Annotated in this window: 14 protein-coding genes and 1 pseudogene; 5 read left to right on the plus strand and 10 right to left on the minus strand. The window is 39.2% G+C overall.

The window, feature by feature from the left end; genetic code table 11:
* Nucleotides 1-83: 83 nt before the first annotated feature.
* Nucleotides 84-704, minus strand: coding sequence for a DUF47 domain-containing protein (locus AC1MBV_RS02820; RefSeq protein ID WP_255746071.1), 621 nt, complete (start codon nucleotides 702-704; stop codon nucleotides 84-86).
* Between the two features lie 392 nt (nucleotides 705-1,096).
* Between AC1MBV_RS02820 and AC1MBV_RS02825 the strand changes: the two genes are divergently transcribed.
* Nucleotides 1,097-2,365: an MFS transporter gene (locus AC1MBV_RS02825; protein ID WP_255746070.1), complete on the plus strand. Its 1,269-nt coding sequence runs from the start codon at nucleotides 1,097-1,099 to the stop codon at nucleotides 2,363-2,365.
* 48 nt (nucleotides 2,366-2,413) lie between these two features.
* The gene (locus AC1MBV_RS02830) at nucleotides 2,414-3,016 is read left to right on the plus strand and encodes a TetR family transcriptional regulator (protein ID WP_255746068.1); all 603 of its coding nucleotides are present in this window, start codon (nucleotides 2,414-2,416) and stop codon (nucleotides 3,014-3,016) included.
* A 56-nt stretch (nucleotides 3,017-3,072) separates the two neighbouring features.
* Here the strand turns inward: AC1MBV_RS02830 and yfkAB are convergent, their stop codons facing one another.
* The 8 genes and pseudogenes from yfkAB to AC1MBV_RS02870 form a co-directional block, all read right to left on the minus strand.
* Nucleotides 3,073-4,203, minus strand: coding sequence for a radical SAM/CxCxxxxC motif protein YfkAB (gene yfkAB / locus AC1MBV_RS02835; RefSeq protein WP_255746066.1), 1,131 nt, complete (start codon nucleotides 4,201-4,203; stop codon nucleotides 3,073-3,075).
* A 116-nt stretch (nucleotides 4,204-4,319) separates the two neighbouring features.
* The gene (locus AC1MBV_RS02840; RefSeq protein WP_255746064.1) at nucleotides 4,320-4,586 is read right to left on the minus strand and encodes a hypothetical protein; all 267 of its coding nucleotides are present in this window, start codon (nucleotides 4,584-4,586) and stop codon (nucleotides 4,320-4,322) included.
* Between the two features lie 226 nt (nucleotides 4,587-4,812).
* Nucleotides 4,813-4,878: pseudogene (locus AC1MBV_RS02845) on the minus strand (YjcZ family sporulation protein); the annotation flags it as partial.
* A gap of 256 nt (nucleotides 4,879-5,134) precedes the next feature.
* Nucleotides 5,135-5,737: a response regulator transcription factor gene (locus AC1MBV_RS02850; protein WP_255746063.1), complete on the minus strand. Its 603-nt coding sequence runs from the start codon at nucleotides 5,735-5,737 to the stop codon at nucleotides 5,135-5,137.
* Nucleotides 5,734-6,852, minus strand: a complete 1,119-nt coding sequence (locus tag AC1MBV_RS02855) for a sensor histidine kinase (protein WP_255746062.1) — start codon at nucleotides 6,850-6,852, stop codon at nucleotides 5,734-5,736. Before AC1MBV_RS02855 ends, AC1MBV_RS02850 begins: the two co-directional genes overlap by 4 nt.
* 110 nt (nucleotides 6,853-6,962) lie before the next feature.
* Nucleotides 6,963-7,685 carry an ATP-binding cassette domain-containing protein gene (locus AC1MBV_RS02860; protein ID WP_255746061.1) on the minus strand — a complete coding sequence of 241 codons (723 nt, stop codon included), beginning with the start codon at nucleotides 7,683-7,685 and terminating at the stop codon, nucleotides 6,963-6,965.
* 10 nt (nucleotides 7,686-7,695) lie between these two features.
* Entirely contained in the window at nucleotides 7,696-8,418 is a 723-nt protein-coding gene (locus AC1MBV_RS02865) for a hypothetical protein (protein WP_480947482.1), read from the minus strand.
* Nucleotides 8,419-8,612: 194 nt separating this feature from the next.
* The gene (locus AC1MBV_RS02870) at nucleotides 8,613-9,860 is read right to left on the minus strand and encodes a coiled-coil domain-containing protein (protein ID WP_480947483.1); all 1,248 of its coding nucleotides are present in this window, start codon (nucleotides 9,858-9,860) and stop codon (nucleotides 8,613-8,615) included.
* A 330-nt stretch (nucleotides 9,861-10,190) separates the two neighbouring features.
* Between AC1MBV_RS02870 and AC1MBV_RS02875 the strand changes: the two genes are divergently transcribed.
* The 3 genes from AC1MBV_RS02875 to AC1MBV_RS02885 all read left to right on the plus strand — a co-directional run bounded on the left by AC1MBV_RS02875 (nucleotide 10,191) and on the right by AC1MBV_RS02885 (nucleotide 13,925).
* The gene (locus AC1MBV_RS02875) at nucleotides 10,191-10,697 is read left to right on the plus strand and encodes a hypothetical protein (RefSeq protein ID WP_255746055.1); all 507 of its coding nucleotides are present in this window, start codon (nucleotides 10,191-10,193) and stop codon (nucleotides 10,695-10,697) included.
* 370 nt (nucleotides 10,698-11,067) lie between these two features.
* Nucleotides 11,068-13,056, plus strand: a complete 1,989-nt coding sequence (gene ltaS, locus AC1MBV_RS02880) for a lipoteichoic acid synthase (RefSeq protein ID WP_480947484.1) — start codon at nucleotides 11,068-11,070, stop codon at nucleotides 13,054-13,056.
* A gap of 173 nt (nucleotides 13,057-13,229) precedes the next feature.
* Nucleotides 13,230-13,925 (plus strand): metallophosphoesterase family protein, encoded by a 696-nt coding sequence (locus tag AC1MBV_RS02885; protein WP_255746051.1) that lies wholly within the window; start codon nucleotides 13,230-13,232, stop codon nucleotides 13,923-13,925.
* A 191-nt stretch (nucleotides 13,926-14,116) separates the two neighbouring features.
* Here AC1MBV_RS02885 and AC1MBV_RS02890 read toward each other — a convergent pair whose 3' ends face one another.
* Entirely contained in the window at nucleotides 14,117-14,350 is a 234-nt protein-coding gene (locus AC1MBV_RS02890; protein WP_255746048.1) for a YtxH domain-containing protein, read from the minus strand.
* Nucleotides 14,351-14,454 lie beyond the last annotated feature (104 nt).

The following is a 14,454-nucleotide window of genomic DNA, read 5'->3' on the forward strand; positions in this document are numbered from 1 at the left end:
GGAATTGCTCAGTCATTCATTGATTTTCAATCGTAATCATTGCGGAAAGATTTCCCCACAAAGAAACGGGCACAAAGACGGAATCATGCGTTTCGCATCATGATTGTTTCCAATGTGTCGGCAACATCTTCACAGCTATCGGCAACGCTTTCCAACATTTCGTATAATTCTTTATACTGAATGATCTTAATTGCATCTTTTTCATTCTTAAATAAATTTGTAATGCATTTAACAAGCAGATCGTCGCACTGAGTTTCATAATCATTGATTTTGATGACGCTGTTTCGAATACCTGACAAGTTCTTTTTACTCATCAATGTGATGGCCTGATTAATTTCCTTACAGGATTCATATAAAATGCCGACAAACTCAACCATATATTCATCAGCATGAGAAATCCCATATATTTCAAGTCGCATTGACCATTCTTCAAATCCATCCAGGACACTGTCCATTTTCATTGCTAATTCCAAAATATCTTCACGTTGCAAAGGAGTGACAAAGGTCTTATTTAGAGCAATGATAAGTTCATGAACGTAAGAATCTCCTTTACGTTCAAAGTTTTTCATTTTCTGAGAAAACTCGTGTAAGTCAGCTTCATTTTTAATTTTACTTTCATCAAAAAATTTAGCTGCATCCTCTAGATTAAGTGAGATGATTGAAAGCATATTCAAAAACTTGTCATTTTTCGACAAAAAGTGCACAAAGTCCACCTCTCCATATCATAATTAAAATTATTTTTTTAACGAGTCGCACAGAAAAAAATTTACAACATTCAATTTCAATGCCATCACGACTGAAAAAGAGCCCAATTTCCATTTTAACAGAACACAATAGATTTACAATCCGTTTTCGAATTGTTAAAAAAAGATTAACACATTTTTCGACGAAATTCACATTAACCAGCAATTATGCGGTTTCATTCTCAACGATCTTAAAACACGGAATTATTTTTTCATCTTATTTGCTGCTCATTGAAATAAAAACAACATAATACGTTTACAAAATTTATTTCTAAATACGCATTGAAAATGACACAAGTGTCGTTTATAATAACGACATCGGTGTCATTATTACTTTGTTGGAGATGAATTATATGTCGATTAATTTTTGGAAACTGCTTTCAGGACGCTCACTCAGTACAATTGGAATGAGTTTGTACAACGTTTCACTGATTTGGTCCATTTACCACCTGACTCAAAACACTTTTTACACTGGCATAGTCGGCTTTCTTGCGCTCGCTCCCATGATGTTTCAATTTTTGGTCGGACCGCTTGTTGATCGGTTGAATAAAAAAAGATTGCTTTGGATGACCGAGCTCGGTCAAATTATCTCAGTAGTCATCACTTATGTAATGTTTACTGTTTTTTGGCACTCTGCAGCAGCGCTCATCGTGCTCACGCCTGTCGTCGCTGTTTTAGGTATGTTCAGTAATCCTGCGGAAATGTCCTTAATTCCGGAATTTGTTCAAGAAGGAAAGTACGCCTCAGCAAACGCTCTGATGAACGTGAGTTATCAAGCATTCTCCATCATCTTCACTAGTCTTGCAGGTATTTTGATTGTCTTTATTTCACCCTTAACGCTCTATCTTTTGTCAATTATCTTCAATTGCTGCAGTATCGTCTGCTTTCTTCTGATTAAAAGAACAATGGAAATCCAAAAGGAAGCGGATAAATCAACAGATCTGAAGAAAAATTTATACAAGTATTGGAAAAATCTCACTTCCGGATTAAAAATGGTATGCGGCTCATTTATTATCCAATTTATACCGGCAACCGTTATTGCCAATCTGGTCTTCGGAATGCTCAACGCCACATTGCCCGCTTATGCCGCAGAACGCGGCGGCGCGCAATGGTATGGCTTTTATCAATCGGCGGAAACAATTGGCATACTCATCGGCGCGGCGACTGCGCCATTATTCAAAAAATGCTCGCTAGGAAAGCTAATTATTTTCGGTTTTTTCTTATCTGGAATCTCATGGCTGATCTCTTATTTTACACCATTGAACAGTCTGTCACTTATCTTATATGCAGCAAGTCTGATTCCAACCGGCATGACTAATATTCTTTTTGTTTCAGCGTTGCAGAAGGCTGTTCCACAAAAACACTTAGCACAAATCTATACCATAATGATCAGTGCAGGCGGATGTGCCATGCCGCTTGGATCTTTATTTGGAGGACAAATAGCACATCTATGGGGTGTTGGTCCTATTTTCATAAGTATTGGGGCAAGTCTCTTATTTGTTTCTCTCTATTGGCTCGTTCTGCCGATCTTGCGCCAGATGCCTGAACCAGATAAACTTGGCACAGGAACATATAGCCTTAATTTGAGTGAAACTCGCGCCGGTGATACACCAAGCTCATGATCGATAAAGAGTTGATTGTGATATACTGAAAAAGCAGGAGGGGTGACGATGCCAAAGGTGAGTGAAGCTCATTTTGCGCAACGAAGAAAGCAAATTCTTCAGGCCGCTCAAATTGTTTTTTCCAATAAAGGTTTTGAACCGGCCACGATGCAGGATATTGTAAATGAAACCGGGATGAGCCGCGGCGGGGTTTATCAATACTTTTCAAGCACTGAGGCCATGATGCGCGCATTATTGGAAGAAAACAACACAGATTTCGAGAAATTTATAAATTCACTTATACAGAAACACACAAAAATGTGGGATGCAGTTCAAGATTATTTAGAAGCACTATCACATGAGGCAGGCACTCCTTTTTCTATAGCGGTCTATGAATACTTCGTCACCGGATGGCGCAATGAAGAACGAAAAACGTATTTAAGAAATCGTTACCTGAAGGGACAAAACATTTTCTCTCGCATTTTTCAAGAAGGTGTCCGTCGTGGTGAGTTCATTCCGCAGCAGCCTATTGAAGACATTACACGCTTTTTCATTAACACAACAGATGGAATTGCTTTAGAAGCAGCTCTACTGGGGCATAAAACGGTTGGTGCCCCAACTCAGATTGATGCGCTCCGACTTTATCTCAGAGCAGTATTAGGTATTCAATAAGAAAAAAGGTCCTCTGCAATCAAATCATGCAGAGGACCTTTTTATATATGCGGAAATCACCGCGAAATAAGTGCTTTCCGTTTCATAAAATCAACATCTTTATAATAAGTATTTTTGACAAGCACATTGGGACCAAGACATTTTACTGCTGGACAGTGACAATTCAACGATTTTGCAAGTGGAGTCGTCAACCAGTGTTGATAGGCATTTTCCAGTGTTGTTGTTTTAATGTTGCCCAGTGCCGGTGCATCGGCAAAGTCAGTGACAATAATATTTCCATCAAAAATGTTGACGTTAAGTCTTGACCTGCCGTCAGGGTCATTACGAACAGTCACATTTTTCTCGTGATACAGACGTTCAAGTAACGCCAGATCTTTCTCATTTTTGTTGCATGGGTAAAAAGGCAAGGTCCCAAACAGCATCCATACGTTCTGATCACGACAATCAAGCAAACGATGAATACCTGATCGAATTTCATCAAGCGAAGCAACTTGTAATACGCTGGCAAAATCGCTAGGATACATCGGATGTACTTCGTGACGTTGACACCCCATCGCCACCACTTGTTCATGAATCCGTTCAAGATGCGGCAGAGTTCGTTTATTAATCATCGTTTCCGCTGAAACAATCACTCCGCGAGCAGTCAATTCTCGTGCATTTTCAATCATACGATTAAAAAACAATTGTTGTGCTTCAATTTTCGGCTTCTTCTCCATTACTGCGAAACCTATATTGGAATAATCTTCGAAACTTCCATAGTTAAAGGAAATATGAAGCACGTCAAGATATGGGATAATCAGTTCATACCGCGCAAGGTCAAGCGTCAGGTTCGAATTGATCTGAGTTCTCAAGCCGCGTTCGTGCGCATACTTTAAGATGGGCACCACATATTCTTTTACTGACTTGAGTGACAGCATCGGTTCGCCACCTGTAATACTTAAAGCGTGCAGATTCTTTGCTTCATCAAGTCGTTTGAAAATCAAGTCTAACGGAAGAGCATTTGGATCACGTTTCTGCAATGTGTATCCTACCGCGCAATGCTCACATCGCATGTTGCAGAGCGTCGTCGTGGTAAACTCCACATTCGTCAGTTCTAAGTGTCCGTAATGCTCCATATCAAAGTAAGCTTCCCACGGATCATTTTCAGGACTGATCGGTGCTGTTCTTATCTGTTCAATTGTTGTCATGCAACTCCTAGCCTTTCAATATGAATTTACACTACTCATACTATACCATATTGAAAAGATAATTCACGAGTTTGTCACATTTTCAAATGCATCCGTCTTGGTCAGGAAATCTTTGCTCAGGCAGTCTGAACACCTGCTAAATGTTTTGTAATATAGTCCTTTGTTTGATCAATTCCGCTTCCTTCGATAACGATCAGGCACTCCTCATCATGGGAAAACAAAATAAAGGAGAGCAGCTCTGACAGACGATGAACCTTTTGTGCTTCATTTTTCCCATAAACATAAATATTTTGATTCCATTGCGCGCAATAACCATAAAAATCAATGAATTTGTTTAGTTTCAGTTCCCTTGGGTTGAATTTGAAAGAAACGATGTTTGGCATAGCAGTTGGCACTTCCTTTCGCTTAAATAAGATACCTTTATTGTCACACATTTCACGCAAATACTGAACGGGGTTTTTTTGTCGACTAAACACTAGTTTGGAAGAAGCAGTTCATAAAAAATTTATTGATACCATGTCTTCCATACTCTCATAAAAATTTTGCATAAAAAAAAGCCGGAATTTCATTTTTAAATGAACACCGGTTTATCATTAAATCTTTCCCTATTTAATAGAAAAGACCAACGATGACAAGGAGAATAAACATGACAACGATGAGAATAAACATACTGCATCCCCCTCTATTTTTCTATATCCTATTCGGTCATGTCCACTTCTGCAGCGGCCTTTGCACATTTTTCGACAAAAACTCAGATCTGTTTTCATCATCACTGTGAAGTACCTAATGGATATATGAAATTATAAAGAACGCAGTTAATCCGCTACATGTTAAGGTTCGCTAACATTTTAAAAGAGCAATATAATTAAAAAAAGAGAAAAGGTGACTATAAGTTCAACCTGTTTTGCACTGGTTTCTTTGATTTTTGCATTCAAATCCAGCCATTTTCTTTCGCTTTTTTGGCAGCCTCCTGCCTCGAATGCGCGTTAAGCTTCTGAATGGCGGTTGATAAATAGTTGCGGACGGTTCCGCCTGATAAATGAAGTATGCTTGCAATCTGCTTCGTTTCGTAACCGGAGAAGGCTTGACACAGGACCTCTTGTTCACGATTCGTTAATGGATTTGTATCGGAAAAATAAAAAGCTGTCGCCAGTTCAGGACTAATAAACCTGCCTCCATCGTTTATGAGCCTCAAATGCGCAATAAGCTCATTAATCGGTTCATCCTTTAATATGTATCCTGCTACCCCAGCTTTCATTGCGCGTTCAAGGTAACCTGGGCGTGCGAATGTCGTCACAATGACTGTTTTGCACGGCGTATCCGCATCCTTAAGTTTTTCGGCAATCTCGAGTCCAGTCATCTCCGGCATTTCGATATCTGCAATCATAAGATCCGGGCTCAACCGTCGAACGAGCTCAAATGCTTCTCTGCCATTACCTGTCTGGCCCACAACCTCAAAATCCTTTTCCATTTCGAGCAACTGAGCAAGCGCGCCACGAAGCATTCCTTGATCCTCAGCGATTAATAATTTCATTTTTCTTCAACCACCTTTTGTTCATTTAACGGCAGAGAAAAACGAAGGAGCGTTCCTTTATCTTTTGTCCGCACATCCACTGCTCCCCCAATCAAATGCATTCGTTCTTGCATTGTGTGCAAGCCGTTTCCTCTTGTATCCTTGTTTCGAATGCCGATCCCGTCATCAATAACCTCAAGAATTAATTTATGACCATCAATCGCCGCCTGAATGATGCAATGCTTGGCAGCACTGTGCCTGACGACATTAGTGATTGCTTCACGGAACGCAAGGCTCAGCATTGTCTCATCGGCTGCCTGAAGCCGCGGCCATTTTTCCGGATTATGAATAATCACTGAAATGCCTTTTGTTTCAAGAAAATACTTCGTTTCATTTAGTTCCTCTGCTAGCGAATGATGACGAATGGACGCAACAATCTCCCGCGTTTGTCCCAAAGCCGATCGAGTAATTCGTTCTATTTCTCCGATCTCTGATTTGGCACGACCCGCATCCTTATCAATCAATCGAAAGGCAAGCTCGCTTTTAAGAATAATCATCGTCAACGTGTGCCCCAGTGTATCATGAAGATCACGTGCAAGACGTCCACGCTCTTGTTCCTTAACCAAGGCAACAATCTGTTCATTCGCCTGGGCAAGCTGATGATGCAAATTTTTTGTTCGCTCGTGAAGAAAAATTGCGATCGGAATGGCAGCTTCTAATAGGAAAAAAAAGACCTGATCATGATAAATAAAAGCTAACGGCCAACCATCAATGATTTGCGACACCGACAGGTAAGCCGCGGCTAGTCCCGCAATTCCAATCGCCAAGTCTCTCACACGTTCAATATAACCGAAAAGAAAAACAAAACTAATGCCGTAAAGGAGCATTATGGCAGAATCGAGAGTTACTGAGGCAACGACGAGTGCAGCGACACCTAATAAAAAATGGACAAGTAGCGTCGTGTACTCAAGCCAGTACATCTGCCGAAAGACATAAAGCAGTACAAGTCCTGCAATCAACCCAATCACTTTTTCCGATAAATGATCGGCCTGCCAAACATTAATAAAGAATTGAGGAAAAATAATCAGTATCCAAAGATAGGGATATGGGCCTGTCGCTTTTGGAAATATTTTCAATCTTCGCGCCCTCTCTCTAAGCGGCTTTTCTTTAGAATACATGTTAATAAAAAGTCAGTAAACAAGTTAAATAAAAATTCGATTATTTTCAAAAAAACTGAAGCTTAATCTCATGACATTTCCCATTCATCGATAATACGCACGCAAATAGGCATTTTATTTTCTCTGCACGCTTGTATCCAATGCCGTTCATTTTCGTCAATGATGATTTTTCCTTTATCTAGAACATGCACCTGGTAATCTTCAAACCATTTAAGATCTTGAAGCTGATGGGTGGCATAAACCACTGTCTTTCCTCTCCTCTCCTGCAATCGACGAATCGACTGTGCGATTTGCATTCCGGAATAGAGATCAACACCTGCGGTTGGCTCATCAAAAAGATACAAGGATTTATCAATCAGACAATACAGAACGATAGTCAGCCAGCGACGCTCTCCAGGGGACATCTTGCCATATTGCATATCCCACAAATAGGTGATTTTTCTTAATGCACTCGGATCATCAAAAAGTTCGCTACACATCTCTGGTGATAAATCCCCACTCCTGTATTGACCGCTCCCGCATAAAATCAATTCAGCAAGATCTTTACCTTTTATCGTGCTTAGAATAGGAACTCCTTGGATCTGATAGAGTATTTCATTTCTTTGGATTGGATTCAGAATAGCCGCATCAACATTGAGCAAACCTGCGAAGGCATCAAGAAGAGTCGATTTTCCTTCTCCATTCATTCCAAGTAAAAAATGCGTCTTCCCTTGCACGAGATTAAATGATAGATCGTCAAAAATTAAGCGATCATTTTGCCGATACCTAAAATTCAAATGTTCTATTTTCATGCGTTTCACCTCAATTTCTAAAAATCGGTAAGAACTGTATTTTTTTTAAAGAAAATAAACCAATAAACAAATAGAAACAAGTTATTGTGATCGAAAACCAAATCTGAAACCCATGGATAGATGTTCCATCAAACAAAAATCTTGCGATCTGAAAGGCATAATCAATGGGGTTGATGAATGATAAAACACGATTTATTTGATTGACCGACATGAAAATAAAGCAGAAAATCAGTATATTAGTTAACGGGATCATTGTTTCCTGTCGCAAGCGTAGAGCTGCAAAGAAAAGAAAGAGAAAAAATATTGGCGGACTGCTTAGAATAATCAGCAGAAAGGATTGAATCAACAGTTTTATTATTGGCAGATCGAATAAAAAACAGCTAAGAATATCCAAGATTAGAACGGATAGAGTGAGTAAAATAAATTGTGATATGTATTTGGCATAAATGATCGAGCAGACATTCCCTGAAATGAATAGAAACATTTTTAGAAATTGATCTTCTCTTAGAACAACTAATGAAGGGCCGCTGTTAATTATGGCATAAAGAACAACCATGTAGCTAATCCAGTAAAACACATGATTCTGGACAATCTGCTGATCCGACGTATGGAAGATAAAGGGACGCATCGTATAAATGATTGATCCAATTGGCACTCCGAGGGTAAAGATCAAATTAATTTTGTAATACATCATGACACGCAAAAAATGTTTAACCAGCGGAAAAGTGTTCATCATTCAGCCTTCTTTATTATTGAAATAATACCACTACAAAAAGAATAGCCAATGATTTGCAGCACGCATAGTCTCACATATCATATTTCTTTTATGACAGCTGTCATATTTGTTATATTTCGCTGATTTTATGACAAATTAAAAAACACAAGCAACTAAGCTTGTGTTTTAAAAATTTTATATTTGGGAATGAATTAGTTAAGGATTCTACGAACTACACCGCGGAAATGTGATTTCCAGTATGAGTTGTCCATGCTTACAATGGCAACGCCGGTGCTGCTCTGGGAACCAATGAAGCGTCCGCCACCTAGATAAATACCAACATGACCATTCGTTTTATATGTATCGAAGAATACGAGATCACCAGGACGTGCAGAGGCAAAGCTTACCGCACTGCCTTGACTTACCAGTGCACCTGTTGATCGACCGACTCCAATGCCATTTGCCGCAAATGCAGCATGAACGAAGCCAGAGCAGTCAAACTGACCAGCTGCAGGATTGGAAGCACCAAATACGTAAGTCGACCTGCCAATAAATCGATTGCCATAACCAAGGATACCGGAAATGCCCCCTGTCGCAACGGATGCTGACAGACTAACAGGCTGAGACTGTGCTGAATCATTTGATGAACTGCTACTATTTGATGAAGAATCACTAGCTGTTGAACTGCTTGAGTTACTTGAGCTGCTTGAACTGTTCGAATCAGTAGATTCACTGGATGGATTATAAGAAACCGGTTTGATCGATGCACGTTTCAGGTCTTCTGCAGCACTTGCTAAAGAAGCGAGTTGAGCTGATACACTGGCTTGCTTTTGATCCAATGCCTTAGAAGCAATTTTCTTCTTTTCCTGAAGTGCAACAACTTCAGTTAACGTATTCTTCAGCTTTTCCAAACGTGCAACATTGGCTGCTTGTTTTCTCTCAACACTTGCTTTCTTTGTTTTCACAGCGACTTGATCATTCTTTTGATCAGTAATAATTTTTTGATCCTGGTTCGTAATCGTTGTTAGTGCAAAGGTACGGTCAATAAAATCCCCGAAATTTTTGGAACCCAGTAAGACATCTAAGTAATTTACAGATCCGCCATTCTTATAGATCGAAACTAAACGATCATTTAACAGTGCTTTTCGTTTTTCAATTCGTTTATTGATTTCAGTTATTTCAGCTTTCAAGGCACTAATCTGATCATTATTTTGATTAATCTGTGCCTGTCCATCACTGATTTCGCTTGTCAGTTTCAACTGTTTCTTATTCATCTCGGCAAGTTCATTCTGAATGGCTTGCTGCTGCTTAGTCAGCTGATCTCTCAGTGATTTTTGAGCAGAAGTTTTGTTATTAATATCACTTAATGATGGTGAAGCGTATGTAACTGATGGAGCAATCGAAGTATATGTCAGTCCGAACGTCAGTGCCAGTGTCACGGTTGCTTTTTTCTTATTCATTTTCATGATCGGCCTAGTTCCTCCCCAAAACAATCATTCTCTTTTTTTACCGTACATTTTATTAGGTTCTATTATTTTCTCTTTATCGACTTTTTAATTATAGCACCCTACCTTTTCAAACTGATATTAAGCTTATATGTCGAAATGAAATATAATTGTAACATTAGCTCGATATCCCACGAATTAAATCATTTTTCCTTTGTAATAAATTTGTCATTTAAATAAATTTTTCAGAAAAAGAATTTATTGGGACAACAAATGAAAGGAATAGGACAATTTGAACGTGACATACATTAACTAAGTAGAACAAAATGAGCGGAGGTAAATGCCATGTTTCTTATCTTTGGTTCGGTTTTGCTGACAACTGTTCTCTACAACCAGTTTAGAGAAAAACCATTAACCGGCCGTCTTTATCGGCAACCACTGGCATTGTTATTTTGCGCGGTTTGTGCACTTTCCACTATGCAGCCATTGCCGCTCATTGACTGGATCATGATCGTTACAACTTTGTGTTTTTCATTCGGGCTCGGATTGATCCAAGGTCGTTTTACCCCGCTTTTAAATCATGACGGCGCATGGTATCTTTCTGGATCCATCATGTCGGTATTAACTTGGTCGCTGTCAATACCCATTCGTTTTGCGCTCAAATCCCTATCAATCCATTACTTGTCAATGACTCCTTCATTAAATGGTTCTTCGAGCTTTATTATTTACTTCATATTTATCTCTGGATTTTTATTTGGTCGTTACACGATGCTAATGGTTCGATATCCTTCACTGCTGAAAAATGTTGGAAAAAATGAGCAGAAATTAAAACGGCTTCGTGAAGCACGATAACCACATAAAGGTTAACGGCATCCATCAACCAAACAACACACATCAATCTGATGTTCCGGATTGATTTTTTTAATCCAAGATTATGACAAAATTCCACTTCTTTCCTATATAAAATGTTAATTTCGCTGTTGGACAAGTTCTTCTTTTGAAATTTAAATAATGGTACAGGATTTAGTGCATACATTTCTTGACTTTAAATTAAAATGATATAAAATTATTGAAGGTTTTCCGTGTATTTTTTTTTACACATTTTTAATATAACTTCATATTAATCCGTATGATATAATTTGGGACTATAACGATTTTAAATTTAGATGTGAATAGTACCTTAGTTGAATCATTTACCTTGATTTCAGGAGGTTGAACAAACGTGAAGCAATTATTTACTGGCGGACAACGTATACTAACAAAAAAATATGCATTCTTCTTGCTCACAGTCATCCTATTTTGGCTAAAAACTTACTTTGTCTACTTAACTCAGTTTAACCTCGGTGTCAACGATAAGATGCAGCAATTTCTGCTCTTTCTAAATCCGGTAAGTTCTGCACTTTTATTTTTTGGTATCGCTATTATTTTTAAGGGACGCTTGCAGCAATGGCTGCTAATCATTATTAATTTTGTCCTATCATTCTGGCTGTATGCAAACATTGTTTACTACCGCTTCTTTAGTGATTTCATTACATTCTCTACGATGACTCAATCAACGGGCAATGCCGGTGACTTAGGAGGAAGCATTGCGTCGTTGATGAATGGATACGACGTTTTATTTTTCATCGATACTTTAATTGTTCTTAGTCTCGTTCTCTTTAGAATCGCTCGCCCGTCTGCTGAGCGATGGAACATTCGCGCAATCTTTACTGTCTTTGTTTCCGCAGTCATGGTTTTCATTGTTAACTTAAGCCTTGCGGAAACCGACCGGCCGGAACTGCTTAGCCGAACATTTGATCGGAACTATATTGTAAAATATTTAGGCGCTTATAATTTTGCAATCTATGATACCATTCAGAATGCCCGCTCAAATGCTCAGAGAGCGATGGCAGACAGCAGCGATATTAATGATATTCAAAATTTCACCAAATCAAATTTCGCCGCTCCGAACCCGAACTATTATGCAAAAGCCAAGGGAATGAATGTCATTTATATATCCTTGGAATCTTTGCAGAGCTTTGCCATCAACTACAAAATGCCTAATGGTCAAGAAGTTACGCCTTTTTTAAACAAGCTAACGGCAGGCGCCGATGACACCACCTATTTTAAGAATTTTTATCATCAAACCGGCTCAGGTAAGACATCCGACGCTGAATTCATGATGGAAAATTCGCTCTTTCCTCTCTCGCAGGGACCTGTATTCCAGATGAAAGGACTAAATACGTATCAGGCTGCTCCTGCAATTATGAATCAGCGCGGCTATGAGACTGCGGTATTTCATGGTAATGTCAAGTCATTTTGGAATCGTGATCAAATGTATAAATCACTTGGTTATGAGCGTTTCTTCGATTCTAAGTATTATGATATGAGTGCTGAAAACACAAAGAATTACGGCATGAAGGATAAACCGTTTCTTAAGGAAACAATACCTTATCTTTCGAATCTGAAGCAGCCGTTCTACAGCAAATTAATCCTTCTGTCTAATCACTTCCCGTTCGGCATGGACAAAGAGGACACAACGTTTCAGCCTGGAGACTTTGGTGACAGTGTTGTTAATAATTATTTTCAGTCTGCCAATTACATGGATCAGGCTGTTGAGCAATTTTTCACAGACTTAAAAAAGGCCGGTCTCTTTGATAACACGGTGATTATTATGTATGGTGACCATTATGGTCTCTCAGAAAATCATAACGATGCCATGGCGAAAGTACTAGGCAAAGATGAAATAACTCCTTTCGATAACGCTCAGTTGCAGAAAGTACCACTGTTTATTCATATTCCTAAGGTAGCAGGTGGTACAGTTTCAACCTATGGCGGAGAAGTTGATGTAAGACCGACACTGATGAGTCTGCTCGGTATTAATACCAAAAACTACATTCAGTTTGGAACAGATCTTTTTTCAAAGCAACATCGTCAAATTATTCCTTTCCGCAATGGTGATGTCATTACGAACAAATATTCAATTGTCGGCGGAAATGTCTATGCTAATAACGATGGCAAGAAAGTTGAGGACTCACTTGGAAAGCCATATGAAGATATGGCTAAAAAGATGCTTGACTACTCAGACAAGGTTATTTATGGTGACCTGCTGCGCTTTTATCATCCTAAAGGATTTGTTGCACCTGATGTATCAAAAATCAACTATAATACTGATCAAAAGATTCCACCTGACTCAAACTACGGTGTCTCTTCCACTCAAACGAAAAAATAACGAGCCCTTAACAGGGCTTTTCTTTTTTTTACTTTTTGAAAGGTGAGTACTTGGTAAAATGAAAAGGTATCAATTTTTATTGATGATGAGGTATATTTCTCTTTGGTTCTATCAAAGCTTGCATAATAGATTGTAATTTGTCTATGATAGTTATAGAAAGAGAGGTTATTGGTTTGCAGACAGTCAAACGCTTGCTTGTAATCAGTGATATGCATGGTCAGATCGACGCGTTTAATGCGTTACTCGATAAAGTTAATTATTCACTTGAAGAGGATCTGCTCTTCTTGTTAGGGGATTATGTCGACCGTGGACAGAATCCAAAAGAAGTAATAAAAAAAGCACGCCAACTTGAAAAAGAAGGTGCGATTACTCTAAAGGGCAATCACGAGGATATGATGGAAAAAGCGCTTGTCGGGGAAAGCACTGAAGCTGTTTCTCATTGGGCTGCAAATGGCGGCGCACAAACCTTGTCGAGTTACGGTTTATCCATTGAGAATGTCTATAAGGACGTTCAGAATGGAACGCTTTCGCTACCGGATGAGCTCCAGGACGATTTAGAATGGATTCAGCACTTAAACGTTTATGCTGAAACGGAACATTACTTTTTCGTTCATGCAGGAGTCGATCCTGAAAAAGAGTTAAAGGACACCGATGAGACAACCTTTTTGTGGATTCGCACACCATTCTTTGAGGGCTATCAGGGGGATAAGACTGTTATTTTCGGGCATACGCCAACGTTGAATCTTCACGAAACGAGCGACGTTTTTTTTGGAAAGAATAATATAATCGGCATAGATGGCGGCTGCGTGTTCGGTGGCCAATTAAACTGTTTGGAACTTCCCTCCAAAACGACCTATTGTGTAAAATAGGAAGCAAACAATTGATTTATTTGCTAGTAGAGATTCCTCGGCTAGTTAAAACGGTTTATTAAATTATAATGAGCTAATAAAAGTGATTAAAGGTATGAACCCTAACAGCGGCCATGTTAAAAAGAGCTCTCCAAGTAGATTTGCACTGTCTGCTTGAAGAGCTCTTTTATTATTTGCTTAATGATTCTAACTTAGCTGAACGGCTCGTCATCTTTATGAAGCAGGCTCGTTGTCGCTTGTTTTACTTTGTCAACACCGCTGTCTACGATTTCCCTTACAGAAAGGTCCTTGCGCATCTCAGCTCCTGATTTCGGAGCAAACAGCAAAGCAATAGATGCACCGATCGCGCCGCCAATAATTCCGCCAAGCACCAGCTCCTTAATGCCAGTACCGCTGCATGTACACTTTTCATTTTCTGAAGCCATTATTTAGCCCCTCCTTAACCGCAATCTGAATTGGTAGCTGAATACCCATAGCTCTAAAGCATGTATCAACTACACTTAGTATACCATGTGATACAATCCCGTCC

This window comes from Sporolactobacillus sp. PKPK-6, assembly GCF_056678885.1.